The sequence below is a fragment of the Alteromonas sp. KS69 genome (assembly GCF_003989595.1).
Lineage (GTDB): Bacteria > Pseudomonadota > Gammaproteobacteria > Enterobacterales > Alteromonadaceae > Alteromonas > Alteromonas naphthalenivorans.
The window spans coordinates 63,370-90,165 of sequence record NZ_PYHU01000044.1 but is presented as its reverse complement, the minus strand read 5'-3'; the positions used below and the strand labels follow the sequence as shown (position 1 = coordinate 90,165).

Annotated in this window: 23 protein-coding genes; 20 read left to right on the top strand and 3 right to left on the bottom strand. The window is 45.6% G+C overall.

All coding sequences use genetic code 11. The annotated features are described in order from the left end of the window. Positions 1-49: 49 nt before the first annotated feature. Complete coding sequence (locus C7Y69_RS18670) at positions 50-1,264, bottom strand: dipeptidase (protein ID WP_126873785.1); 1,215 nt, start codon at positions 1,262-1,264, stop codon at positions 50-52. 384 nt (positions 1,265-1,648) lie between these two features. On the opposite strand from C7Y69_RS18670, the gene C7Y69_RS18665 reads away from it, so the two are divergent. The 20 genes from C7Y69_RS18665 (at position 1,649) to mutT (ending at position 25,565) form a co-directional block, all read left to right on the top strand. Further along, entirely contained in the window at positions 1,649-2,416 is a 768-nt protein-coding gene (locus tag C7Y69_RS18665) for a SapC family protein (RefSeq protein WP_126873784.1), read from the top strand. A 358-nt stretch (positions 2,417-2,774) separates the two neighbouring features. Continuing rightward, the gene (mraZ, locus tag C7Y69_RS18660) at positions 2,775-3,233 is read left to right on the top strand and encodes a division/cell wall cluster transcriptional repressor MraZ (RefSeq protein ID WP_057789935.1); all 459 of its coding nucleotides are present in this window, start codon (positions 2,775-2,777) and stop codon (positions 3,231-3,233) included. After that, on the top strand, positions 3,230-4,171 hold the full coding sequence (rsmH, locus tag C7Y69_RS18655) for a 16S rRNA (cytosine(1402)-N(4))-methyltransferase RsmH (RefSeq protein WP_062088014.1): 942 nt from the start codon (positions 3,230-3,232) through the stop codon (positions 4,169-4,171). The genes mraZ and rsmH overlap by 4 nt, the downstream gene beginning before the upstream one ends. After that, positions 4,168-4,503, top strand: a complete 336-nt coding sequence (gene ftsL, locus C7Y69_RS18650) for a cell division protein FtsL (RefSeq protein ID WP_013782930.1) — start codon at positions 4,168-4,170, stop codon at positions 4,501-4,503. The genes rsmH and ftsL overlap by 4 nt, the downstream gene beginning before the upstream one ends. Then, positions 4,500-6,275: a peptidoglycan glycosyltransferase FtsI gene (locus tag C7Y69_RS18645; RefSeq protein ID WP_013782931.1), complete on the top strand. Its 1,776-nt coding sequence runs from the start codon at positions 4,500-4,502 to the stop codon at positions 6,273-6,275. Before ftsL ends, C7Y69_RS18645 begins: the two co-directional genes overlap by 4 nt. Next, the gene (locus C7Y69_RS18640) at positions 6,265-7,857 is read left to right on the top strand and encodes a UDP-N-acetylmuramoyl-L-alanyl-D-glutamate--2,6-diaminopimelate ligase (RefSeq protein ID WP_013782932.1); all 1,593 of its coding nucleotides are present in this window, start codon (positions 6,265-6,267) and stop codon (positions 7,855-7,857) included. The genes C7Y69_RS18645 and C7Y69_RS18640 overlap by 11 nt, the downstream gene beginning before the upstream one ends. Then, positions 7,854-9,269: a UDP-N-acetylmuramoyl-tripeptide--D-alanyl-D-alanine ligase gene (gene murF / locus C7Y69_RS18635; RefSeq protein ID WP_126873783.1), complete on the top strand. Its 1,416-nt coding sequence runs from the start codon at positions 7,854-7,856 to the stop codon at positions 9,267-9,269. The genes C7Y69_RS18640 and murF overlap by 4 nt, the downstream gene beginning before the upstream one ends. Further along, positions 9,263-10,345, top strand: a complete 1,083-nt coding sequence (gene mraY, locus C7Y69_RS18630; protein WP_057789946.1) for a phospho-N-acetylmuramoyl-pentapeptide-transferase — start codon at positions 9,263-9,265, stop codon at positions 10,343-10,345. Before murF ends, mraY begins: the two co-directional genes overlap by 7 nt. Then, positions 10,345-11,757 carry a UDP-N-acetylmuramoyl-L-alanine--D-glutamate ligase gene (gene murD, locus C7Y69_RS18625; protein ID WP_126873782.1) on the top strand — a complete coding sequence of 471 codons (1,413 nt, stop codon included), beginning with the start codon at positions 10,345-10,347 and terminating at the stop codon, positions 11,755-11,757. The genes mraY and murD overlap by 1 nt, the downstream gene beginning before the upstream one ends. Next, positions 11,757-13,298: a cell division protein FtsW gene (gene ftsW / locus C7Y69_RS18620; protein ID WP_126873798.1), complete on the top strand. Its 1,542-nt coding sequence runs from the start codon at positions 11,757-11,759 to the stop codon at positions 13,296-13,298. The genes murD and ftsW overlap by 1 nt, the downstream gene beginning before the upstream one ends. Next, the gene (gene murG / locus C7Y69_RS18615; RefSeq protein WP_126873781.1) at positions 13,291-14,379 is read left to right on the top strand and encodes an undecaprenyldiphospho-muramoylpentapeptide beta-N-acetylglucosaminyltransferase; all 1,089 of its coding nucleotides are present in this window, start codon (positions 13,291-13,293) and stop codon (positions 14,377-14,379) included. Before ftsW ends, murG begins: the two co-directional genes overlap by 8 nt. Further along, entirely contained in the window at positions 14,379-15,827 is a 1,449-nt protein-coding gene (gene murC / locus C7Y69_RS18610) for a UDP-N-acetylmuramate--L-alanine ligase (RefSeq protein WP_126873780.1), read from the top strand. The genes murG and murC overlap by 1 nt, the downstream gene beginning before the upstream one ends. Continuing rightward, the gene (locus tag C7Y69_RS18605; RefSeq protein WP_013782939.1) at positions 15,824-16,792 is read left to right on the top strand and encodes a D-alanine--D-alanine ligase; all 969 of its coding nucleotides are present in this window, start codon (positions 15,824-15,826) and stop codon (positions 16,790-16,792) included. Before murC ends, C7Y69_RS18605 begins: the two co-directional genes overlap by 4 nt. A 6-nt stretch (positions 16,793-16,798) precedes the next feature. Further along, positions 16,799-17,563, top strand: coding sequence for a cell division protein FtsQ/DivIB (locus C7Y69_RS18600; RefSeq protein ID WP_126873779.1), 765 nt, complete (start codon positions 16,799-16,801; stop codon positions 17,561-17,563). 7 nt (positions 17,564-17,570) lie between these two features. Next, complete coding sequence (gene ftsA, locus C7Y69_RS18595) at positions 17,571-18,800, top strand: cell division protein FtsA (protein WP_013782941.1); 1,230 nt, start codon at positions 17,571-17,573, stop codon at positions 18,798-18,800. 102 nt (positions 18,801-18,902) lie between these two features. Beyond that, positions 18,903-20,072: a cell division protein FtsZ gene (ftsZ, locus tag C7Y69_RS18590; protein ID WP_013782942.1), complete on the top strand. Its 1,170-nt coding sequence runs from the start codon at positions 18,903-18,905 to the stop codon at positions 20,070-20,072. Positions 20,073-20,308: 236 nt separating this feature from the next. Continuing rightward, complete coding sequence (lpxC, locus tag C7Y69_RS18585; RefSeq protein ID WP_126873778.1) at positions 20,309-21,220, top strand: UDP-3-O-acyl-N-acetylglucosamine deacetylase; 912 nt, start codon at positions 20,309-20,311, stop codon at positions 21,218-21,220. Positions 21,221-21,424: 204 nt separating this feature from the next. Continuing rightward, entirely contained in the window at positions 21,425-22,303 is an 879-nt protein-coding gene (locus C7Y69_RS18580; protein ID WP_126873777.1) for a M23 family metallopeptidase, read from the top strand. Positions 22,304-22,452: 149 nt separating this feature from the next. Then, on the top strand, positions 22,453-25,170 hold the full coding sequence (gene secA / locus C7Y69_RS18575; RefSeq protein WP_126873776.1) for a preprotein translocase subunit SecA: 2,718 nt from the start codon (positions 22,453-22,455) through the stop codon (positions 25,168-25,170). Beyond that, positions 25,170-25,565, top strand: a complete 396-nt coding sequence (mutT, locus tag C7Y69_RS18570) for an 8-oxo-dGTP diphosphatase MutT (RefSeq protein ID WP_126873775.1) — start codon at positions 25,170-25,172, stop codon at positions 25,563-25,565. Before secA ends, mutT begins: the two co-directional genes overlap by 1 nt. A 107-nt stretch (positions 25,566-25,672) precedes the next feature. Here mutT and C7Y69_RS18565 read toward each other — a convergent pair whose 3' ends face one another. Together C7Y69_RS18565 and yacG are read right to left on the bottom strand one after the other, a co-directional pair. Then, positions 25,673-26,551 (bottom strand): aspartoacylase, encoded by an 879-nt coding sequence (locus tag C7Y69_RS18565; protein ID WP_126873774.1) that lies wholly within the window; start codon positions 26,549-26,551, stop codon positions 25,673-25,675. A gap of 10 nt (positions 26,552-26,561) precedes the next feature. Beyond that, positions 26,562-26,789 carry a DNA gyrase inhibitor YacG gene (gene yacG, locus C7Y69_RS18560; RefSeq protein WP_013782948.1) on the bottom strand — a complete coding sequence of 76 codons (228 nt, stop codon included), beginning with the start codon at positions 26,787-26,789 and terminating at the stop codon, positions 26,562-26,564. Between the last annotated feature and the right edge of the window lie 7 nt (positions 26,790-26,796).

The window sequence follows — 26,796 nt, the reverse complement described above, 5'->3', positions numbered from 1 at the left end:
ATAACCTAACTGCCTTTTTAGTATTTGTTCGGCTGTTTTATTTCAACGATTAATGCTTGCTGGCGTATTCTTCCACTTGGGTCCATACACGCAGTAAATTTCCGCTCAAGATTTTTTCAATATCTGCACGGCTGTATTCTCTGTCCAGTAACCCCTGAACTAAATTAGGAAAGCTAGCCACATCTTTCAGGCCGATAGGTAACGAGTCACCTACGCCGTCATAATCAGAACCAATTCCTACGTGCTCAATACCAACCAGCTCTACCACATGGTCGATGTGGTCAAGCACTTCATCAAGTGTTGAGTAAGGGTAAGGTACTTCTTTACGGTAGTTAGCTTCGAAGTCTTCCAGTTTCGGGCTATCTTCACCTTCAGCGGCAATTAATGCTTTGCGCGCTTGTGTTAACCCTGTACGCCATTTACCCGCTTCTTTTGTGACAAAGCTTGAGCCAAAGTTGATCATGATAACGCCGCCATTATCGCCAAGCGCTTTAACCATTTCGTCATTCATATTACGCTCGAAGCCAGGTGTAAAGCGGCGAAGCGATGAGTGAGACGCAATGACAGGGACCTTGGTCAGCTCAATAACTTGATAAAAGGCATCGTCAGATACATGAGAAATATCGAGCATGATGCCGATGTTGTTCATCTCAGTAACCAGTGTTTTACCAAACGGGCTTAACCCGTTCCACTGACGGCGCAAATCGTATGACGAATCTGAAATATGATTCGACTGACTGTGCGCAAGTGTAATGTAGCGAATGCCACGTTCGTGAAACGCTTCTAAATTAGCTAAATCGCCTTGAAGTGGAGAGCCATTTTCCATCCCCATGGGTAATGAAATAATGCCTTTCTCGAACTGGGCTTTTACGTCTGACGGGCTTTTGGCAATGGCAAATTTATCAGGGGCTCGCGCCACAATGGCTTCCACAGAATCAATAAGCAGATGAGCAAGCTGGGTAGATTCCGGTGAATTATCTAAACTCGCAGGTACGTAAATTGACATGAAAGGGGCATTTAAACCGCCTTTGACCGCGCGAGGGTAATCAAAGTCTCCGCCTTCTGTGGCTTTGGTGACATCTACCCATGCATTTTTAACCCGATAAGGCACATCAATATGGCCATCAACAATAATCGTTTCTTGGGCTATTTTTACCGCTTTTTCGCTTGCGGCATAAGTGGGGACATCGGCAGCAACAGCCTGCGCGCAAAGTAAAGTGGAGATCGCGAGTGCACAAGATTTTAGCGGGAAGAAGCCCTTCATTTTTGTTTTTCCTTATCGTTGTTGTAAGACAAAAGACTAAAAGAAAACCTTCATGCCTACAATGGCCCGAACGCCTTAATCTTTTATTTCTTCTGATTTCCTTTCATTTCGGGCTTTTTTATTCTCAAAGCCCCTAAAAACAGTTAAATTGTGCGTTTTTAGAGCGGTTACTACCATTCACTTTAATTTTACATTGCAATAAAAATTTAAAACTTGTTATTGTGTTGACGCGTGACTTCATAACGCGAATGCGGGATACTCCCGAGCGCGTCGCCGAATAGGATGAGAGTGAGTTCATCCGCGCGGCCTACATAATTTTTCGTGGCACCCCTCACTTCTCAGTTATTTTACAGGGGCCACAGTAAACAAGTATGAGAAAGTAAAATGGCTATTAATTTTGTACCGCTAGATAAAGAAAAACACAAAGACTTAAAAGTCGCGGTTAGCAATACCTTTAAGTTTGCGAAAGATACGCACCTTGCTGCAGCCACTATTCGTGAGTTTGCTCAATTGGCTGCCACTATGCCGCTAGTATTTATTGAAGATGCTAACGCTAAGCGCCACCATGTTGTTGCAATGCTTGGCATGGAACAGAACAAAAACCTGTTTCTTACTGGCGACAAATGGCAGGGCCCTCACGTTCCAATGAACATTCTTCGTTACCCTTTTGATGTTCGCCCTGATGGCGAGAAGTTAGGCGTATACATTGATGAAAACAGCGACCTAATCGGTGAAGAAGGTGAAGCCTTATTTACTGACGCTGGTGAGCCAACGGAATTCTTGCAAAACCGTCAGCAGTTTTTAGCTGACCTTGCTAACAGCGAAATGATGACTCAGCGTTTTGTTCAACAAGTTGTTGACCTAGACCTGCTAGACCCAATTCAAATTCGTCTTACTTACCAAAGCGGCCAACAACGTAACGTTACTGGCATGCTAAGCATTAACGAAAAGAAAGTACTTGAGTTGCCAGAAGAGAAAGTGACTGAGCTTCACAAGTCTGGTTTCTTAGGCGCTATGTACGCGGTAATGATGTCAGCAGGCCAATTGAACCGTTTGGTTGAGCTTTCAAATGGTACAGACAACCCAATTCGCAGCATGCAATTGTCAGTGGTTAAACCTGAAGAAGCACAAGCTGAAGCGCCAAGCGCATAGGTATTATCACCCACTAGGGTGATTGAAGCGCTAAGCTAGATAATAAAACCGATACTGGGAAACGAGTATCGGTTTTTTCGTATTTATCATATTTACTTTCCCCAACCCCTTTTTATTTTGCCCCTCTTTTCTTAGGGGTTATCAACTACTTCGCCAAAACACTGTATATGCACACAGTTCAAAGCCAGTAAATACGTGGCCTTCACTGTGCTTTTTAGCTTGACAGTGGGGATCAATGATACCTAAACTGTCAATCAGTGGGTAAATGTGGCGAATAGTGGATCGAACCATCATTGTTTTGCAGATCAGTACTCAAAAAAACAAGAAAACCAAGAGCAAAATATAGAAGGCTAGGGGAATGTTCCGCGGCGCTAACGCAATCAATCTGGATACAAAAGGCAGACTAGCGATACCAACAAAGTATCGGCAGTCGCTGCTGGATGATTGTAATGGACAGCTGGTCTGTACGGTCGATACACAGCAAAGTTGTTTGCTGCTTTACCCACTTCCCGAATGGGAAGAAATTGAGCTTAAACTCATTAAGTTCTCAAGCATGATTCCAGCGGAAAGACGCATGCAGCGTTTATTACTCGGCCATGCTACTGAAGGTGAAATGGATAAAAGCGGACGAATTCTGCTTCCTACTCCGCTACGCCTTCATGCTCACCTATCAAAAGAAGTCATGTTAGTTGGTCAGTTGAATAAGTTTGAAATTTGGGATGCCGAAGTATGGGCTGAACAAGTTGAGCTTGATATGGATACCGAACGCAAAGGCGAATTTGAACTCACCGAACGTTTACAGGACTTTTCCTTATGAGCCAATCTAACGAATTCAAGCATGTTTCTGTGTTACTCGACGAGTGTATAGAAGCCCTAGCTATCAAACCTAACGGTATCTACATTGATGCCACATTCGGTCGTGGAGGCCATTCTGCGCATATTCTTGATGCGTTGGGTAGCGATGGTAGCTTAATTGCGTTTGATCGCGACCCACAGGCTATAGAGGCGGCTAAGCGTTTTGCCGATGACAGCCGCTTCCGTATTATTCATTCTCCTTTTGGCGACATGGCCGAAGAAATTGAAGCCTTGGGTTTAACCGGAAAGATTGACGGCGTATTAATGGACTTGGGTGTTTCGTCTCCTCAACTTGATGATGCCGAACGTGGCTTTAGTTTCCTTCGCGACGGCCCGCTAGATATGCGTATGGACACCTCACGCGGTGAAAGTGCAGCCGATTGGCTAGCCCGCGCTGAAGAACAAGACATTACCCAAGTAATTAAAGAGTTTGGTGAAGAGAAGTTTGGTAAACGCATCGCGCACGCCATTGTAAATACTCGCGAAACCACGCCTATTACCCGTACTGCTCAGTTAGCCGCACTTATTGATGAAGCCGTACCAGTAAAAGATAAGTTTAAACACCCAGCTACACGTGCATTCCAAGGTATCCGAATTTACATTAATGCTGAGCTAGAGCAGTTGCGAATAGGCCTAAAAGCAGCGACTCAAGTGTTAGCAAAAGAAGGACGCTTGGCGGTTATTTCGTTTCATTCTTTGGAAGACCGACTCGTAAAACGCTTTATAAAAGACCAAAGCAAAGGCAAATCAGTACCGCATAATTTGCCCATAACCCAAGCTGAAATAGATGCCGATAAAGTATTAAAAGCGTTAAGCCGTGCCATAAAACCCTCTGAATTGGAGATTGCGAACAACGTTCGCTCACGCAGTTCCGTGTTAAGGGTGGCCGAAAAGCTATGACGTTAGGTAAGCCTGATAGGGCAAATACAAACTTCAGTTTACTGCTGATTATTGTGTCAGATTTAACCCGCAACAAGTTGCGGGTTTTGTTGTATTTAGCGGTTCTGCTTAGTGGCATGGCGGTTATTCTTGGTAGCCACCAAAATCGTCAGCAAGTTATTGCCCTTGAAGACCTGATGCAACAGAAAGATGAGCTCGATGTTGAATGGCGCAACTTAGTGCTAGAACAACGTGCGCTTACCGAACATAACCGCATTGAAACCTTGGTTGAAAAGCAACTTGATATGTACCGTCCTACAGCCGATGACGAAGTGGTAGTGAGGCTTAAATGACCACGTCTACCGTTAAACGTAGCCGCAAAGCGAGCGGAGCAAAACAAAACGTCACACCAAGCTTGGTGCACTGGCGCTTTGTGGTTGTGCTTATCGTGGTTATCTCGGTTTTTGCGGCACTGGCTGCCCGCGCGGCGTTTATTCAAGTTATTGAGCCTGATGAACTTATCCAACAAGGCGATAGCCGTACCTTGCGTACGCGCAACATGCCTACCTATCGCGGACTGGTCACAGACAGAAATGGGGTTGAGCTAGCCGTTAGCGTGCCGGTTCGAGCCATTTATGCCGATCCTAAAATTATTCATGAGAACGATGGCCTTGCTGAGCCACGTCGTTGGCAAGCACTGGCCGACGTACTAGGCCAGTCGGTAGATAGCTTACAAGAAAAAGTGAGCAATCCTAAACGCCGTTTTGTGTACTTGCAGCGTCAAGTGTCTCCTGCCATGGCCGAGTATGTTGATAAACTTGATATTCCAGGTATTTACTTACGCCGCGAAAGTCGTCGTTATTATCCTACCGGTGAAGTGTCGGCTCAATTAATCGGTGTTACCGATGTTGATGATACAGGTGTTGAAGGCCTAGAGCGTATGTACGATGAGTGGCTTACTGGTACGCCAGGTTCCCGCAAAATTCGTCGAGATGCCAAAGGTCGTCAGGTAGAGATTTTAGAAACCACCACGGGTGAGGATGCGGGTAATCTGCAACTGACTATCGACCAACGTATTCAAGCGTTAGCGTACAAAGAAATTAAAGAAGCCATGATTTACTATCAATCCAGTTCTGCCTCGGCAGTGGTGATTGATGTAAAAACGGGCGATGTACTGGCCATGGTAAATGCGCCGTCTTTTAACCCTAACGATCGCAGTAATATTTCACCCCACCGCATGCGTAACCGCGTCATTACGGATGCATTCGAGCCAGGCTCTGCGTTAAAGCCGTTAGCGGTACTAACTGCTATGGAATTTGGTGAAGTAGGAGCGGAGGATGTCGTAGATACCAACCCTGGTTGGATGCGCCTAGGCGGAAGCTTAGTTAAAGACTCGCGTAACTATGGCGAGCTTACCCTTGAAGAAATTATTCAGCATTCAAGCAATATGGGTACTTCGAAATTAGCGCTGTCTGTGCCTAAGCAATTTCTACTCGACACCTATTACAACATTGGGTTGATGTCAGATACTGGCCTAAATATGGCCGGTGAAAGCAGTGGTATCTTCTACGACCGAAGCCGTTGGTCTGAATTCGAACTTGCCACCTTGTCATTTGGCTATGGGATATCGGTAACCACTGCGCAACTTGGGCGGTTATACGCCACATTGGCGAATGGCGGTATCAAGCAGCCACTGAATATTATTAAGTCGCCACAGCAAACCGGATGGCAAGGTCAGCCTGAACGGGTTATCAGTGAAGAGAATGCAAAAGCCATAGTCCAAATGATGGAAAGCGTAACCCAGCGAGGCGGTACAGCGAAAAAAGCGGCCGTTCCAGGTTACCGTGTGGCAGGAAAAACAGGTACCAGTCGTAAGGCTGTGGCAGGTGGTTATGGCGAAGAGTATGTGAATATCTTTGCTGGTATTGCCCCTGTTTCCGACCCAAGACTTGTCACTATTGTGCTTATTAACGAGCCTGGTGGTGATTTGTATCACGCCGGTGACACTGCAGCACCTGTGTTTTCGTCAATCATGGGCGGTGCTTTACACATGTTAAATGTAACTCCCGATGACAAGCACGTGACGTCAGGCGCATGGCTGAAAGGAGGCAACAGTGGTAGTTAATTCCTTTATTCAAAGTACGCGTGCGCTGTTAGCAAAGTTTGGCATAGACGCGCCAGATATTCGTATTGAAGGCCTAACTTTAGATAGCCGTGATGTGAACACAAAAACAGCATTTGTAGCGGTTAAAGGTCATGAGCGTGACGGAAGAGATTTCATACCACAGGCAATTAGTTTAGGCGCGCGTGTCATTCTGGCGCAAACTGACGACAGTCAAGCCCATGGCCAAATGGAAATGCGCGACCATTCGGTAATTATTTCGCTATATCAATTACCTAGCATGCTATCGGCATTGGCGGCTGCATTTTACGATTACCCCGCTTTGAAAATGATGACAGTGGCGGTAACGGGAACTAACGGAAAAACCTCGACAGTTCAATTGCTTACCCAGTTAAAAGATGCGCTAGGTACGCGCAGTGCAAGCGTTGGCACTCTTGGCAGTAGCGTATATGAAGGTGAAAATACCCAATGGGTTACGACCGCCGCGGCTAATACCACCCCTAATGCTATTCGTTTGCAGTACGTGTTGGCAGAGTTTGTGCAATGCGAAGTGCGACATACGGCGTTTGAAGCCAGCTCTCATGCATTAGTGCAAGGCCGGTTAAGCCAAGTGAAAACGGATATTGCAGTATTCACCAACTTAACGCGAGACCATCTTGATTATCACGGCACCATGGAAGAGTACGCTAAGGCAAAACGTTTGTTGTTAGATCAACCTGGCCTTGAAGCTGTTGTATTGAATGTAAACGACAGTGAAAGCCAGAATTGGGCTGACTACTTAGACGCTAATGCAGCTAAAGATGGAAGCTCAGAAGAAATAGCAATTAGTAAGCCGAGAGTGACACGAGTATGGACAGGGTTTGAACCTACTGATGATGTTTTAGCCACGCACAAACAACCACAAGATCGCCATTGTTTCGCCACAAATGTTTCATACCATTCTTCAGGAATTCGATTCGACCTTGTTTCTTCATGGGGCACAGCACCTATTGAATTGGCATTGTTTGGCTCGTTTAACGTGAGCAATACGCTAAGCGCTATTTCATGTTTATTGGCGCAGGGCGAACGCTTTGAAAATGTAGTGCGGGTAGTGAATGGTTTGCAACCTGTACCGGGAAGAATGGAAGTGTTCCCCGTTGGGGGTAGTGCCAGCGTAATTGTTGATTATGCGCACACGCCAGACGCGTTAGAACAAGTGCTGAAAAGCGCTAAAACACATACTGCCGGCAAAGTGTGGTGCGTGTTTGGGTGTGGTGGCGATCGCGATAAAGGCAAGCGTCCCTTAATGGGCGCGGCGGCTGAACAGCATGCTGACGTAATTGTCATTACCACTGACAACAGTCGTAGCGAGTCGCCAGAAAGTATTGCTAGCGATATTAAGGCGGGCTTGCAACGCCCTAATGACGCAGTTGAAGAAGCAGACAGAGAAAGCGCTATTCGCTATTGCTTAGATAGTGCAGATGAGAACGACATTATTATAGTGGCCGGTAAAGGCCATGAAGATTACCAAATTATTGGTACCCAACAGACAGACTATAACGAACGTACAGTTGTGGCGCGACTACAGCAGGAGTACAAAAAATGATAACTACAACACTGTCGTGGATAGCCAGCCAAATTGACGGCAAACTTGACGGACAAGATTGTGAAGTCAGTGCGGTAAGTACAGACACGCGAACCATAGATTCGGGCTCTGTCTACCTTGCACTAAAAGGCGAAAATTTTAACGGCCATGAATTTGCGAAAAGCGCAGAAAATGCAGGGGCGAGCGCAATTATTGCCAGCGAACCTGTGAATGTTTCCATTCCTGTGGTGTATGTTGAAGACACTAAACTGGCTTTAGGCCTTTTAGGCGCTGCCGTAAAACGTGAAATAGCACCTAAAACCATCGCTATCACAGGAAGTAGCGGTAAAACTACCGTGAAAGAAATGTGTGCGGCTATCCTTGAGCGTCGCGGTTCAGTACTCGCCACAAACGGAAATTTCAACAATGATATTGGGGTTCCGCTTACCTTACTTCGCCTAGAACACCACCACGAATACGCGGTGATGGAATTAGGTGCAAACCATCTAGGTGAAATTGCGTACACCACTAATCTGGTTAAGCCTGATGTCGCCACTATTGTAAATGCTGCTGCTTCTCACCTTGAAGGGTTTGGGAGTTTGTTAGGTGTAGCTCGTGCAAAAAGCGAAATCTTTAAAGGCTTAGGCGATAGCGGCACTGCCATCGTTAATGTAGACAGCCAATTTGCCGATTTCTGGCAAGGCAAGCTCAAGCAAAAGCGGGTATTAACTTTCTCGCCAATGCAAAAGAACGAAGCCGACTTCACAGCAGAAGATATCATTGTAGGTCTTGATGGTTGCGCAGCATTTCAGTTGTGTAGCAACGAAGGTGAAGCTGCTATTCAATTAACAATTCCGGGTATCCATAATGTGGGGAATGCGCTAGTTGCTGCGGCCCTTACTATGCAATTGGGTGCCACCCTTGAGAACGTACGCGACGGTTTGCTTGCGATGAAGCAAGTGAAAGGGCGCTTGAATGTTAAGACATTAGGTAGCCAAGTACGTTTGCTTGATGACACTTACAACGCCAACGTTGCTTCTGTGAATGCGGCTATCGATACACTAAGTACCTTCTCTGGCATTAATGTTTTGATACTGGGCGACATGAAAGAACTCGGCGAAAAAGCGCGTTTCTATCATGAGCAGGTAGGTAATTACGCACTAAGTAAAGGTATCGATTACCTGTATTCATTTGGTGTGTTAAGTCAGTCGGCCAGCGCGGTTTTTGACGCGGCACCTGGAAAAAACGGCGAGCATTTTACCGACATCGACAGTTTGGTGAGTGCGTTAGAGCAAGACTTACAAGTAGAACAACAAGATATTTCAATTTTAGTAAAAGGCTCACGCAGTTCTCGTATGGAACGCGTGGTAGAGGCGATCGAGGCCTCTTCGCTGGGAAAGTTTGAACGCCGTCGGGAGCGTATTGCATGTTAATTTGGCTAGCTGACTGGCTGACACAATTTGATACTGGGTTTAACGTATTTTCATACCTTACCCTAAGAGCGATTTTAAGTACGCTAACGGCGTTGCTCATTGCTATTTTAATTGGCCCTAAAATGATTCGTTATTTGCAAACCATGCAGATAGGACAAACTGTACGTGATGATGGCCCGCAAAGTCATTTATCTAAATCGGGTACACCTACTATGGGTGGCTTATTGATTTTAGCGGCTATAGTAGTGAGTGTCTTATTGTGGGCAGATTTAAGTAACCGCTACGTCTTAGTGACCTTAGCCGTAGTGGTGTCGTACGGCATTATCGGGTTTGTGGATGACTATCGCAAAGTGATCCGTAAAGACTCAAAAGGCTTGATTGCGCGCTGGAAGTATTTCTGGCAATCGGTGGTAGCCATTGGGGTAGCTTTCTTCCTATATAGCAGTGCCACATTAAGTGCTGAAACCTCATTGCTTATCCCTTTCTTTAAAGAAGTGTTTCCGCAACTAGGCGCCTTTTTTATCATTATTACTTACTTTGCCATTGTGGGCACAAGTAACGCAGTCAACCTAACCGACGGCCTTGATGGATTAGCCATCGTGCCGACTATTTTAGTGGCAGGTGCTTTCGCTATTTTTGCTTATGTAACTGGGAACGCGAATTTCGCCGATTACCTTAATATTCCGCATATTCCCCTTACCAGTGAGTTGGTTATTGTGTGTACGGCCATTGTTGGTGCTGGGCTAGGATTTTTATGGTTTAACACCTATCCAGCACAAGTCTTCATGGGCGATGTAGGTTCATTGGCATTAGGTGGCACATTGGGCGTACTAGCCGTATTAGTTCGCCAAGAAATTGTACTGATTATTATGGGTGGTGTGTTTGTAGTAGAAACCTTATCGGTCATTTTGCAAGTGGGTTCATTTAAGTTGCGTGGACAACGTATTTTTAGAATGGCACCTATTCATCACCATTACGAATTAAAAGGTTGGCCGGAGCCGCGAGTTATTGTGCGCTTCTGGATCATTTCTATCATTTTAGTCCTTGTTGGGCTGGCAACGTTGAAACTTAGATAATGACATATAACGTACGTGCACATTCTTATGTGGTAGGCGGCCTGGGAGTAACAGGTCAGGCTTGCGTGCGTTTTCTAAAACAGCAAGGGGCGAAGGTTAAGGCCTTTGATACCCGCGATACTTTCAATGTGTCAGCACCATTAAATATCTGCGTAACCACTGGGACATTACCTCGTGACTTCTTTGCAGGCGTTGATACCTTGGTACTAAGCCCAGGCTTACCGCTTAACATTGAACAAGTGGAACACGCAAAAGCCTGTGGTGTTGAAGTTATTGGCGACGTGGAATTGTTTGCACGTCTTAACAATACGCCAACCATAGGAATAACTGGTTCAAATGGTAAAACCACGGTTACCCTGCTAACAACGCATATGCTGAAAGCTTGTGGGTACGAGGTGTGTGAGGCGGGTAATGTAGGGCGCCCAGTACTTGAAACCCTTCCAGAATCCATGGCAGAGCTTGAAACTCAGTCTTCTTCTTTGGATGTCATTGTTTTAGAGCTTTCCAGTTTTCAGCTTGAAACGACTTCTAGCTTGAAGTTGAACGCCGCATCGATTTTGAATGTTAGCGATGACCATTTAGATAGACACGGCGATATGCAGCAATACATAGCTGCCAAACAGCGTATTTTTAGTCATTGTAATACCGCAGTAGTTTGGCGCGGCGACAAGCAGGTTACGCCAACTTCAAATTGTGAAAACACTATCACCTATGGCCTTGATATTAGCGATACCGGCTTTGGTTTACGCGAAGGCGTTATAACCTTCAACGGTGAAGCGCTGCTTAATACCGCCGATATTCGATTGGCTGGCATGCACAATGTGCTTAACGTGATGGCGTCGCTGGCATTATGCCAAGCGTTTAGTACTTCATTGAATAAACCAGCCCTGCTTAATACAGCCGCACGTGCAGTGGCTAGCTTCACTTCAGCGCCGCACCGCTGCGTACAAATTGCCAACATTAATGGCGTGAAGTGGATAGATGATTCAAAGGCTACCAACGTGGGTGCCACTATCGCTGCTATTCAAGGGCTAGCTCCTACTACCAATGGAAAAATTATCCTCATTGCCGGTGGTGATAGCAAAGGTGCAGATTTAAGTGCATTAAAACCAGCGCTAGATGAAAGTGTTGGTGAAGTGATTGCGCTAGGCAAAGACGCAGAAAAATTCAGCGCTGTTTTTAGAGACACCACAATAGTGGCTTCAATGGAGAAGGCGGTATTGGCTGCTAACTTACGTGCTGGTAACGGCGATATCGTCTTGCTATCCCCAGCGTGTGCCAGTATCGACATGTTTAAAAACTATATGCACCGTGCACAAGTATTTACTGATGCAGTTACACATATTACCGAAAAGGTAAAATTTGAAAGTGACGCTGGCGCAGTGAAAGAAGCGGGAGGTTTGCCATCATGATGACGACTGCAAACGCTCCCCAAGCAAATCGCGCGTTAAAAACAAAAGATACGTCGCAAGCCGACACTAAATTAAGTGCGTTGTTTGCGGCTCGTCATGACGAACAAAACCTTCAAAGCCCTTACGATATTGGCTTAATCATTGTTGCGTTAGCCCTAATGACGATTGGTATTATCATAGTGACATCAGCTTCAATGCCTGTTGCTGAGAGAATTCACGATAATCCTTTTTACTTTGCTATTCGTCACGGTATTTACATTGTGGGGGCAATTATTGCTGCTATGGTGGTACTAGAACTTCCTATGCAGTTTTGGCGCACGGCAAACCCTTATCTGTTATTAGCGGCGATTGGGCTATTGGTGGCAGTGCTGCTTGTTGGGCGTACCGTAAACGGAAGTACCCGTTGGTTGGCACTAGGCCCCATTACCATTCAAGCGGCTGAGCCTGCCAAGCTTTTCTTCTTCACTTACTTGGCCGGCTACCTAGTTCGGCGTTATGAAGAAGTAACGGAAAATTTAAAAGGGTTTATAAAGCCATTAGTGGTGTTCTTCGCATTAGCCATGTTACTGCTGCTACAACCCGATTTGGGTACTGTGGTAGTAATGTTTGCCACCACCATTGGGCTGTTATTTTTAGCGGGTGCTCGCTTATGGCAGTTCTTTGCGTTGGTGTTTGCGGGCGTGTTGGCCGTTGTTGCCCTTATCGTGTTTGAAGAATACCGCATGAAGCGGGTAACCTCGTTTCTTGATCCTTGGGCCGACCCATTCGGCGCGGGGTATCAGCTTACCCAATCGCTAATGGCTTATGGCCGAGGTAATTGGTTTGGCCAAGGTTTAGGTAATAGCCTACAAAAGTTAGAGTTCTTACCTGAAGCCCATACCGATTTTGTGATGGCCATTTTAGCTGAAGAGCTTGGCTTTGTGGGTGTGCTTGCGGTACTTGGCTTAATATTATGGATGGTGGTGCGTGCGTTACAAATAGGGAACAAAGCCTTATTGAAATCACGCCCATTCGAAGGGTATTTAGCTTACAGCGTAGGGATTTGGTTCAGTTTCCAAACCGCGGTGAATATTGGTGCAAGTGCAGGTATTCTGCCTACTAAAGGGTTAACGCTGCCATTAGTTAGTTACGGTGGTTCATCGCTTATTGTTATGTCGGTGGCGGTGGCTTTATTGTTGCGTATCGATTTTGAACTTCGCGTAGACGGAGTTCAAGCGTTAGGACGTGGCGACAATAAGAGAACCAGCAAAGCAAAGGCAAAGCCTTCAGCTAAATCAGCGGCTAAGCCGGCAGTAAGAACGAAACATACCAATGCTGAACCGTTCGCTGATGCCGAGGCGGATTACAACCAAGCCCCTGATCTGAAAGCATCTGATGTGAACGCTCCTGATATGCATGAGAGTAGCGAAGACGCGCCAGTAGCTAAAACAAAAGACGTTGGTTCAAAAAAAGCATCCAATACAGTTTCTCCTGAAGACGAAGGCAAAGCCGGCATTAAAGCTATTTTAGCCCGTGTATCTAAGGAGGCGTCGAGTGAGTAAGCGTTGCTTAATTATGGCTGGTGGTACTGGGGGGCATGTTTTCCCTGGGTTAGCCGTGGCTCACGCGCTGCAATCAGCGGGTTGGGAAATAGAATGGCTTGGCACCGCAGAGCGAATGGAAGCCGACGTTGTGCCCAAGCATGGTATTCCCATTCACTTTATTCCAGTGAAAGGTATTCGAGGTAAAGGGCTAAAAGCCAAATTATCGGGCGGTATAGCATTAATAAAAAGTTTGTTTTCGGCTCGCCGTATTATTAAACGGGTGCAACCAGATTTAGTGCTTGGGTTTGGTGGTTACGCCAGTGGCCCTGGGGGTGTTGCTGCCAAATCGTTAGGCATCCCCGTGGTTATTCACGAGCAAAATGCGGCCGCGGGCATGACCAATAAGTTATTGGCTAATATTGCCACGCGGGTGTTACTCGGGTTTGACGACGCAAAGCCGCAGTTTGCTAAAGTTGCTTTTAAAGTGCACACCGTTGGCAACCCTGTGCGAGACGAAATTTGGCAAGTTAACCCTAAAGAAGCAGTTTCAGACGAAACAGTAAAGGGTAAACTTAACCTTCTGGTTGTTGGCGGAAGTTTGGGTGCCAAAGTACTTAATGATACTGTGCCTGCCACATGCGCGGCGCTGGACGGTTTGTCTATTCGCCATCAATGTGGGAAAGGCAATAAAGCGTCGGTAGAAGCGCTTTATGCAGGTTCGGCTAATCCCGTTGAAGTCAGCGACTTTATTGATGATATGGCAGCGGCCTACGAGTGGGCTGATTTTGTGATTTGCAGAGCGGGCGCGCTCACCGTTGCGGAAGTGGCGGCAGCGGGCAGGGCAGCATTGTTTGTACCTCTGCCACACGCGGTAGACGATCATCAAACAAAAAATGCGCAATCGTTAGTGAAGCATGGCGCAGCCATTATGATTGCGCAGTCAGCATTAAAAGACAATTTAAGGCAGGCGGTTCGGCACTGGGTAACACACCCTAGCGATTGCCTAAAAATGGGTGAAGTAGCAAGGCAGCACGCCAGTACTCACGCCACTGAACAAGTAGTAAGCCATTGCATGGCAGTAGTAGGAGTAGGGGAATAATGGTTTTTAAGACCCCATTTGAGAGCCCGCAAATGCGCAGGGTGAAGAAAATATTTTTTATCGGCATTGGCGGTGCGGGTATGGGCGGTATTGCTGAAGTACTGCTTAATGAAGGTTACGACATTGCTGGCTCTGACATAAATTCAGGGCCTATGACTCAGCGCCTTAATGATTTGGGCGTGGATGTAAAGATAGGTCATAAAGCCGAAAACGTTGATGGTATGGATGTGATTGTGGTTTCTAGTGCCATTAACGAAGCTAACCCAGAGATTATTACCGCCAGAGAACAGCGTATTCCAATTATACGTCGTGCGGAGATGTTAGCGGAATTAATGCGTTTTCGTCATGGTATAGCCGTGGCAGGAACCCATGGTAAAACCACAACAACCAGTTTGATCTCTACCATTTTTGCACAAGCGCAGTACGACCCCACGTTTGTGATTGGTGGCTTGTTAAATAGTGCGGGTACTAACGCACGTTTAGGCAGAAGCCGTTATTTAATTGCTGAAGCCGATGAAAGTGATGCATCGTTCTTACACTTGCAGCCTATGGTGTCGGTAGTTACGAATATTGAAGCTGACCATATGGATACCTATGGCGGTGACTTCTCGAAAGTGAAAGACACTTTTGTTGAGTTTTTGAGTAATTTGCCATTTTACGGGCAGGCAATTGTGTGTGGCGACGACGCCAACATACAAGAGGTTAGCCCCCGTATTGGCCGCAGTATCATTACTTATGGCTTTGAAGCGCACAACGATGTACGTGCCCAGGATATTACCTTGTCATTCGGGCAAGCTAATTTCACCGTTATACGGCCAGAGCGTGAGCCTTTGAAGGTGACATTAAACCTTACCGGTAACCACAATGTGCTAAATGCGTTGGCAGCCATTGCTGTGGCAACGGATGAAGGTATTGATGATGACTCCATAGTGACTGCATTGGCGAGCTTTGGTGGTATCGGACGTCGGTTTGAAGTGCTTGGCGATTTTAAAACCAGTGTTGGCAATGTTACCTTGGTTGACGATTATGGTCATCACCCTACAGAAGTGAAAGCCACGATAGCGGCAGCGAGGGCTAATTGGCCCGAGAATCGTTTAGTGATGGTGTATCAACCACACCGGTTTACTCGTACTCGTGATTTGTACGAAGACTTTGTTAACGTGCTTTCTACGGTAGATGTATTGCTATTGTTAGACGTTTATCCGGCCAGTGAACAACCTATTGAAGGTGCTGATAGTAAATCTTTGTGTCGTTCTATCCGTCAACGTGGCCAAATTGAGCCCGTTTACGTAGGCGGTAAAGAAGCGCTTCCCGCCATTCTTGCCAATATTTTGGTAGAGGGCGATATCGTGATGACCCAAGGCGCTGGAAACATTGGTCAAATTGCTAAGTTGCTCGCCAGCCGTGAGATGGAGCCAAAAGTGCTGCATCAGGAGAGCGATGCATGAGTCTTTTTAGCAACGTAAAAAAATATGATGCTGCCGAATTTGGAAAAGTGGCGGTCATGTTTGGCGGCGACTCTGCCGAACGTGACGTGTCGCTAAACTCAGGAAACGCGGTGCTTGCAGCGCTTTTACGAGAAAATGTAAACGCTATAGCTTTCGATCCGGCAGAGCGACCACTTACTGATTTAATCAGCGAAAAAGTTGACCGAGTACTTATCATGTTACACGGTCGAGGTGGTGAAGATGGATCAATGCAAGGGGCACTACAACTGCTTAAAATTCCCTATACGGGAACGCCGGTTTTAGGTTCTGCCTTGGCGATGGACAAAATTCACACCAAGCAAGTATGGCAAAGCCTTGGCTTACCTACTGCTAAATATGAAATTGCTGATAAAAGGCGCTTTGAAGCTGGTAAGTGCAGCGCTATAATGGAAAAGTTGGGGAATGAAGTCATGGTAAAACCGGCCCGAGAAGGGTCGAGTATTGGCATGGCGAGAGTGACAAGCGCTGAACAACTCGAAAATGCCATACAGGACGCCTTTAACTATGACAACCAGGTCCTGTTAGAGCAATACATTAAAGGCCCTGAGTTTACGGTTTCAGTAATTCAGGGGCAGGCATTGCCGTCTATTCGCATGTCTACTCCACATACGTTTTATGATTACGCTGCAAAGTACCAAGACGATACCACAGAGTATTTTTGTCCAAGTGGTTTGTCTGACGAGCAAGAAGCACATCTTGCTCAGCTATCGACGCAGGCATTCGATTCTATTTCTGGCTCTGGCTGGGGTCGCATTGATGTGATGCAAGATGGTGATGGGCATTTTTATTTGCTTGAAGCGAATACGGTGCCAGGAATGACGGAAAAGAGCTTGGTGCCTAAAGCGGCTAAAGTGGCAGGGTTAAGTTTTGATGAACTGGTTCTGGCAATATTGGCCACCAGTTTCGACCCTGACAGCAGAGCATAAAGCGCAATGACAAGTAAGACGAGCACCGTAAACAATAAGCCAGCTAAAGACAAAGCGTCTTTGTGGGGCGGTGTAGTGTTCTTATTGTTTGTTATCGCGGCATTAGTGTTTGGCGTTGTTAAGGCCAACGGTTATATGCAAGATGAACAGCAAATGCCTGTTCAGGTAATCGATTTTTCAGGCGATTACCAACATGTGAATATTACTAGGCTAGAACGCCTAATAAGAAAGTCACAACCGGGCAGTTTTTTTGCCCTAGATGTGAATGAAGTGTTTGAACTGGTAGAAGCACAGCCATGGGTGTATCGCGCGTCGGTACGCAAAAAATGGCCAAACACGTTAAAGATATATTTGGTTGAGCAGCAACCCGTTGCAAAATGGAACGAAGATTTGTTGCTAAACCCCTACGGCGATACGTTTAATGCCGATGGGCATGATTTAGCCTTACCAAGGTTATACGGCCCAGGTGGTAGCGAGAAGACCGCGCTTGAAGGGTATAACGCCATGCATGCGCTGTTAGCCACTACTGCTATGAATATTGAAGAATTGTCGTTGAGCGAGCGCTTCGCATGGCAAGTTCAACTTGAAAATGGTATTGAATTAAATTTAGGGCGCAAGGAATTTATCGATAGGTTACAACGCTTTATCGATGTATATCCCTTACTTGCGCAGCAAGAGAAGACGGTAAAATATATCGATCTTCGTTACGATACGGGTGTCGCGGTTGGCTGGGAAAACAGCAACAACGATACAACAAACAAAGAGAGTTAAGGAAACCATGTCAAAACCTGCTGAACGTAATTTAATTGTAGGCTTAGATATAGGCACTAGCCAGGTAAAGGCTGTGGTGGGCGAGCTGTTAGACGACGATCAAATCAGTATTGTCGGTGTCGGTACGCATGCCGCAAAAGGCATGGATAAAGGCGGCGTAAATGACTTAAACCTTGTGGTTAAGTCGGTGCAACGTGCGGTAAATGAGATGGAGCTAATGGCAGATTGCCGTGTTTCTTCAGTGTTCATGTCTATTTCAGGCCGTCACGTAAAATGCCAAAACGAAAACGGTATGGTGCCGATTAACAACCAAGAAGTAACCCAAGAAGATGTAGATAACGTTATTCACGCAGCACGTAGTGTTCCTATTGCAGCTGAACGCAGGTTACTTCATGTTTTACCACAAGAATTTACTATTGATGTGCAAGAAGGAATTAAGAACCCAATTGGCATGTCAGGCGTAAGAATGGAAGCTGATGCACACATTATTACCTGTGCAGACGATATGGCGAAAAATTTAGTGAAGTGTGTTGAGCGCTGCGAACTAAACGCCGACCAATTGATATTTTCAGCATTGGCATCAAGTTATGCTGTGCTAACGGACGATGAACGTGAATTAGGCGTGTGTGTAGTCGATATTGGTGGTGGCACCATGGATATCGTTATTTACACAGATGGTGCCATTAGGCATACCGCTGTTATCCCTGTTGCCGGTAATCAGATTACCAGCGACATCGCTAAGATTTTCCGTACGCCAATTAGCAACGCAGAAGAGATTAAAGTTAATTATGCCTGCGCGCTGAAAGACATGGTCAGTATGGAAGAAAGTATTGAGGTGCCCAGTGTAGGCGGGCGTGCCGCGCGAGTCATGTCGCGACATACGCTAGCTGAAGTGATTGAGCCTCGATACCAAGAACTTTTTGAACTGGTACATGATGAAATTCGTGCCAGTGGTCTGGAAGAGCAAATTGCCGCCGGCTTAGTGCTAACTGGTGGTACCGCCAAAATGGAAGGTGCGGTTGAATTTGCCGAGGAAATTTTCCAGATGCCTGTGAGAGTAGGCAATCCAATCAACGTTAAAGGCTTGTCTGAATACGTTGATGATGCAGGATTTGCAACCGTCGTAGGGCTTCTGCAATACGGCAAAGTGCAAGCAGATAATAAGAAGTCCAGTAAGCAGAAACCTGGTGAGAGTTTATTTCATCGCGTGCAAAGCTGGTTTAAAGGTGAATTTTAATTTTTTGGGGTCGCTATAGCTACGGCATCACGATTGGCAGGATGCATATAATCGACTATGTGTCGTAGCGAAGCATAGAAGACGTACAACCGGAGAGTAAGTATGTTCGAATTAATGGATAGTCACGGCGAAGAAGCCGTAATCAAAGTCATCGGCGTTGGTGGCGGCGGCGGAAATGCAGTTGAGCACATGGTGTCTCAAAGCATTGAAGGCGTGGAGTTTATTGCGATAAACACCGACGCGCAGGTACTACGCAGCTCAAATGCTGACGTTACCTTACAAATTGGTTCAAGTGTTACTAAAGGTTTAGGCGCAGGCGCCGATCCTAACATTGGACGCGATGCTGCACACGAAGACAGAGAAACCATTCGCCAGGCATTAGATGGCGCAGATATGGTTTTCATCACCGCTGGTATGGGTGGTGGTACAGGTACGGGTGCAGCACCTGAAGTAGCGAAAATTGCTCGTGAAATGGGAATTCTTACTGTGGCTGTTGTTACCAAGCCATTTCCATTTGAAGGCAAAAAGCGTACTACGTTTGCAGAGCAGGGTATTGTTGAACTGGCTAACAACGTAGATTCACTTATCACTATTCCAAACGAGAAATTGTTAAAAGTGATGGGGCCAGGTACGCCTTTACTTCAAGCATTCAGCGCAGCGAACGACGTATTACGTGGTGCTGTTCAGGGGATTGCAGAGCTAATTACTCGCCCTGGATTGATCAACGTGGATTTCGCCGACGTACGTACAGTAATGTCTGAGATGGGTAAAGCCATGATGGGTAGTGGTTCAGCAAGTGGTCCAGATCGTGCTGAAGAAGCCTCTGAATCAGCAATTGCAAGTCCGCTACTTGAAGATATCGATTTATCAGGTGCGCGCGGTATTCTTGTGAATATCACAGCCGGCCCAGATTTTGCTATCGACGAGTTTGAAACTGTTGGTAACGCTGTTAAAGCATTTGCTTCTGAAAATGCGACAGTGGTTGTGGGTACCGTTATTGACATGGAAATGACAGATGAGCTTCGCGTAACGGTTGTTGCAACCGGTATTGGCGCAGAGCGCAAGCCTGACATTTCACTAGTAAGCTCAGAAGGTTCGCGTTTAACTACGCCAGCTAAAGAGTACGGTAGCACAACAGCGTCTGAACCTCGTTCAGCATCGGTTGGCAGTACTGAAGGCAACCAAGCACTTAAAGCTGAAGATGAAGCGCAACCTGGTAATGATTTAGAGTATCTAGACATTCCAGCGTTTTTGCGTAAGCAAGCAGACTAATTCACCTCGCTGAAATTGAAGTGAATTTTTCTGAAATACCGTTGTCAGAACGGTATTAAGGGCACTATATGTCTGGTAGGTTTTAAACTGGAATTTTTCCAGGTTAGTGACCAGAGTGGCTACTTGCGCGTAAAATTTTGGATTCGCGAATGGTCGAAATTGCGTATTTTTTGACAAATGAGTGGTAAGTCACTATAATTCGCGACCGCTTTTTTTATAGGTAAAAGCATAAGCAGATGATTAGACAACGTACAATCAAGCACCCGGTGCAAGAAACCGGAATTGGGCTTCATAAAGGGGAAAAGGTCACAATGACTCTCCGGCCTGCGCCTGCAAACACGGGAATTGTGTTTAGGCGTGTTGACCTTGAACCTCATGTTGATATTCCATCGCGTGCAAACGCAGTGGGTAATACCATGCTGTGTACCTGTTTGAATAATGAAGACGGCGTGACAATTCAAACCGTTGAACATTTGGCATCTGCGCTTGCAGGGCTTGGTATCGACAATATCATTGTTGAAGTTGATAGCAACGAGCTGCCTATTATGGATGGTAGTGCCAGCCCCTTCGTATTCTTGCTTCAATCAGCAGGAATAGAAGAGTTGAATGCCCTTAAGCGATTTATCCGTATTAAGAAAACCGTTCGCGTTGAAGATGGCGATAAGTGGGCCGAACTAGTGCCTTATGATGGTTTCCGTGTCGACTTCCAAATTGACTTCGATCACCCAGTTATCAGCCAAACTCGTCAGCATATGACCATGGATTTCGATTCATGTTCTTATGTGAACGAAGTAAGCCGTGCACGTACCTTCGGTTTTATGCGCGACCTTGAATACATGAATGCTAACAACTTAGCGTTAGGCGGCAGCATGGAAAATGCGGTTGCTCTTGATGAATTTCGCGTGTTGAACCCCGAAGGTTTACGTTACGACGACGAATTTTTAAAGCATAAAATTTTAGATGCTATTGGTGATTTGTATTTAGGTGGGCATAGCCTTATTGGTGAATTGCGCGCTTACAAAACAGGTCACGGCTTAAACAATAAACTATTGAACGCCGTGCTTGCGCAGAAAGACTGCTGGGAATTTATAACCTACGATTCTCAAGACGAAGCACCTATACGTTACGCTCAACCAGTATTAGCGTAAACCGGTATATAAAAAGCCGCCTACATGGCGGCTTTTTTTCGTTTAGCTTTTAGACTAAACAATGATAAAGTAAGCAATCTATATAATTATAATTAATGTGCCATAACTTTTTTACTTCTCAGCTCGGCTTCAGCCGTGTCTATGTTTGTTAGCAAACAGGTATTAGAAGTTCACTGAGCACGACAGAAATTTCCTATTTGTGGTATGAAGCTAACAATAACGCTATCAGGCAAGAACAAACGCTATCGTCATAGCATCAGTGTACGTACGCTGGTGAGCGCGACCGTGTTGTCGTCGATATTTATGTTAGTGTCTAGTCGTTCCACAGAATCTGTGTCTGAAGATGTAGCTAGGGTTCGCCTAGCACAATCTGAAGTGAATGAAACGCAACAAGACGTTGAAGCACTTAAACAACAGACCACCATTAAATTACAAACTTTGATTTCCCATATTGCCGAGCTTTCAGCACAAGCGTCTATGCTCGATGGTAAAGGAAAGCAGATAGCAACAGAATTAGGTATGACAGCGGCTGACCTGGACGCTTTCGTACCGGTATCGATACCGGACAACCTCCAAGATGATCCCTTACTCAGCGAGATTAATAAGCTTCAGCAATCTCTCGACGTAAAATCTCAGCAGCTTTCTATGCTTGAAAGTTTGGTGAGGGGTCACCATATCCATGAGCAGAGTCAATTATCTGGTCGACCGATAGCATCGGGATGGTTGTCATCTTATTATGGTATGCGCGCCGACCCCTTCACTGGTGAAACAGCTATGCACAAAGGCTTAGATTTCGCGGGTAAAGCGGGTGATGACGTTTTAGCTACTGCAGCAGGTATTGTTACCTGGGCGGGCGAACGTAGCGGTTACGGGCATCTAGTAGAAATAGAACATGGTGATGGTTTTATTACCCGTTATGGGCATAATGAAACGTTATCTGTCTCAATAGGCGACGTGGTGACCAAGGGTCAAGCTATCGCTAAAATGGGTAATACGGGGCGCTCTACGGGCGTTCATGTTCACTACGAAGTAATAAGAAACGGTAAGCAAATCGATCCTCTGCCATACGTTTATAAAAAATAAACACGGCAGCAGCCAGGTAAGTAAGCGTTCAGCTTACGCAACAATTAGTTATCGCTTGGCATTATCTTTAGAGGTAGTGTCTTTTACGTTTAATCGCAGCTGTGCTCTTACCGTGCGGCGTCTCGACAAGTAGTGGAAATAACAAGCTAATGTTTTCAAGCATCCTTAGAAAAGTGTTCGGTAGCCGAAACGACCGTCTATTAAAAAAATTACAAAAAAATGTAGATGCCATCAATGCACTGGAAGCAGAGTATGAACAGCTTTCTGATGAGGCGTTAAAAGCAAAAACGGCTGAGTTTAAACAGCGAATCGAAAAAGGCGAAAGCCTTGAAGATCTCATGTACGAAGCTTTTGCTACCGTACGTGAAGCGAGTAAACGTGTGTACGGCATGCGCCACTTCGACGTGCAAATGTTAGGCGGCCAGGTATTACACGAAGGTAAAATTTCAGAAATGCGTACCGGTGAAGGTAAAACCCTTACCGCTACCTTGCCAACTTATTTAAACGCTCTGTCTGGTAAAGGTGTTCATGTTATTACCGTGAATGATTACCTTGCTAAGCGTGATGCTGAATGGGCAAACCAGCTGTTCACTTTCTTGGGTATGCGTGTAGGTTGTAACGTACCTGGTATGGCGCACGAGCAAAAGCGTGACGCTTACCAAGCTGACGTTACCTATGGTACAAACAACGAATTCGGCTTTGATTATTTGCGTGACAACATGGCGTTTAGCCCGCAAGACCGCGTTCAGCGCCCACTTAACTTTGCTGTAGTGGATGAAGTGGATTCGATCCTAATTGATGAAGCCCGTACTCCGCTTATTATTTCAGGCCAAGCAGAAGACAGCTCTGAACTTTATCGCCGTATTAATTTGGTTATCCCTGAATTAGTTCAACAAGAAGAAGAAGATGAAGAAGGCAAAGAAGGCGACGGTGATTACACTATCGACCTTAAAGCGAAACAAATTCATTTAACAGAACGTGGCCAGGGTCATGTAGAAGAAATTTTGCATCGTGCAGGCGTATTACCAGAAGGCGAATCGTTATTTGCTGCGGGTAATATTTCATTACTTCATCACATAAATGCTGCCCTTCGTGCACACAAATTGTTCTCAAGAGATGTAGATTACATCGTTAAAGAAGACCAAATCGTTATTGTTGATGAGCATACTGGTCGTACAATGGAAGGTCGTCGTTGGTCTGAAGGTTTACACCAAGCTGTTGAAGCAAAAGAAGGTGTGAAGATTCAAAATGAGAACCAAACCCTAGCATCTATTACTTTCCAAAATTACTTCCGTTTGTACAACAAACTTGCGGGTATGACAGGTACTGCCGATACGGAAGCGTTCGAATTTCAGCATATTTACAGCCTAGAAACGGTTGTATTGCCAACCAATAAACCTATGCAGCGTAAAGATAAGGCCGACCTTATTTACTTAACTGCAGAAGAAAAATACGATGCTATCGTAGAAGATATTAAAGCGTGTGTTGAGCGCGGTCAGCCTACCTTGGTAGGGACAGTATCGATTGAAAACTCTGAGTTGTTGTCTCGGGTACTGAAGAAAAGCAAAATTCCCCATAAAGTACTTAACGCTAAGTTCCACGAACATGAAGCTGACATTGTTGCTCAAGCCGGTAAGCCTGGTGCAGTGACTATTGCAACCAACATGGCGGGACGTGGTACGGATATTGTGCTTGGTGGTAACTGGCAAGCAGAAGTCGAAAAAATTGAAAACCCTACTCAAGCACAAATCGATAAGATTAAGGCTGAGTGGAAAGTACGCCATGACGCCGTTCTAGCATCAGGCGGTTTGCATATCATTGGTACAGAGCGCCATGAATCTCGCCGTATCGATAATCAGCTGCGCGGTCGTTCAGGTCGTCAGGGCGACCCAGGTTCAAGCCGTTTTTACTTGTCTCTAGATGATGCCCTAATGCGTATTTTTGCCTCTGAAAAAATGGGCAACATGATGAAGCGCTTAGGGATGGAAAAAGGCGAAGCCATTGAACACCCATGGGTAACCCGCGCTATCGAAAACGCCCAACGTAAAGTAGAAGGTCGTAACTTCGATATTCGTAAGCAACTACTTGAATACGATGATGTGGCAAACGACCAACGTAAAGTGATTTATGAGCAGCGCAATGAGTTGCTTGATGAAGGCGACATTAGCGAAACCATCGCAGTAATCCGCGAAGACGTGGTAAGCGGTGTGGTTGATGAATATATTCCACCACAGTCTCTAGAAGAAATGTGGGATGTGAAAGGGTTAGAAGAGCGTTTACGCGCTGACTTCGCCGTAGACTTGCCTATTCAAAACTGGTTAGAAAGCGACGACAAACTTTATGAAGAAAAGCTTCGTGAGCGTATTCATGGTGAAGTAGTCGCTAGCTATAAAGAGAAAGAAGCGGTAGTGGGCGAACAAGTACTTCGTCAGTTTGAAAAAGCCGTGATGCTACAAAACCTAGACAGCCATTGGAAAGAACATTTGGCGGCCATGGATCACCTTCGTCAAGGTATTGGACTTCGCAGCTACGCGCAGAAAAATCCGAAGCAAGAATACAAGCGCGAGTCGTTTGCTTTGTTTTCACAAATGCTAGAAGCGTTGAAAGTTGAAGTGATTACGATTCTTTCACGTGTGAAAGTACAAGCTGAAGAAGACGTTGAGAAAGTTGAAGAGCAGCGTCGTCAAGCGGATAACGTGCCTAAGCAATTTGAGCACGAAAACGCGTCAGCTACAGAAGCACCGCCAGAAGCAGCAAGCGATAAGGTACGTACAGAGGTACGTGACGGCCCTAAAGTAGGTCGTAACGATCCTTGCCCTTGTGGTTCAGGTAAAAAGTACAAGCAGTGCCACGGTAAATTAAGCTAATGAAAGTTGTACATGTTGCCGTTGGGGTAGTACGTCGCGGCACACAAGTGTTTATCAGCCTGCGGGCTGATAACGCCCATCAAGGCGGCAAGTGGGAATTTCCTGGCGGTAAAGTTGAAGATAATGAAACTGTACTTGATGCATTGCGCCGAGAGTTGCAAGAAGAGATTGGCATTCTAGTGCAGTCTAGCGAGCCTTTGCTTATCATTGAACATGATTATGGCGATAAGCTTGTTAAGCTTGATGTACATGCTGTGAGTGCGTTTAACGGTGAGCCTGAAGGTAAGGAAAACCAACAAACGCGCTGGGTTGAAGTAAGTGCATTAGAAGCTAGTGAATTTCCAGCAGCTAATGTGGCTATAATAGATGCGCTTCAACAGAAATATTCGAAGTAGCTGACGGCTTTTAGCCTAAAACACATACTTTCAAAACAAAAAGGGCGGTCTTAATAGACCGCCCTTTTTGTATTCTATGTCCCGTCCTGAAATACGGATTTAACGGCTTACAGCATTACCCTAGTCGCAGTGGCAAAAGCCACATCTAACTTGTGATAAGCCGCTTCGTTGATGAAGTGAGGATAGGTTTCCTGTGCTTCTTGCCATTCAATGTCTTTACCATCAAAGGTGCGAAATACCGGTGCACCTGGCATAAGCGGGGCGAAGTCGTTATCTTGCAATGAGTGGTGGATCATCGCAGTACGTTTACCTTCGGCACTAAGTGGGAATTTAATATTTTCCCCTAGTCTAAACACTTCGCATTCGGGGTATTGTTCAAGGCTATCTGTGTTATACGCTTGGCAAAAATCCAGAATAACTTCAGCCATGGTTTGGGTAAGCAAATAAACGTCTTCTCGCAACACACCTTGAGGTTGTGCGCCTACCTCAATCATTACGCCACGTTTGCCCGTGGTACACAAATAACCGTGCTCTAAATACGGTTTTTCATCTTCTAAAAGAATGTTCGCTTCAGGCATATGATGCTTCACAAATCGTGCGAGCTGAATATGGAAATCATCAGCTTCTAAAATGATTAGCGTTGCACCCATGTTACTGGTGGTGTTGTGAATATCAATCACCAAGTCAGTGGCAGAGTTGCCTTTCGGGCCAAATTGCTGGTTAAGCTTTTTGGCTAGCTTCGCCTCTTTAGCATCGCTGGAATTGCTTAAGGCTTCTAGGGTGAACTGACGATTCAAATCTTCTTCAACAAATCGCACATTAGCGCTTAGGGCGTCTGGGTTAGCAATGGTAAGCGACACGTCCAGTGATGAATAGCGCGATGATAGCGCATCAGAGAACCCTTCAGATTGCCAGTTATGAATAAGTTGAATACCACTGGTTTCATTACCATGTGTTCCACCAACAAGCGCAATTTTATTAATCATATACTTCCTATTAGTGTTTGAAAAAGTCGTCAGATTGCTTAGCAAGCATTGCTTCTATTTCTTCAATGTCGACTTCTTTAGCGGAAGGCTGTTCAGATGGCTTTGCAGCGATTTTATGTTCTTCAGAAGCCCATTCGCCTAAATCAATAAGTTGACATTTTTTACTACAAAAAGGACGAAATTCGCTTTCACTATTCCAAGTAACGGACTTCGCACAAGTTGGGCAATTTACAACCATGAATCAC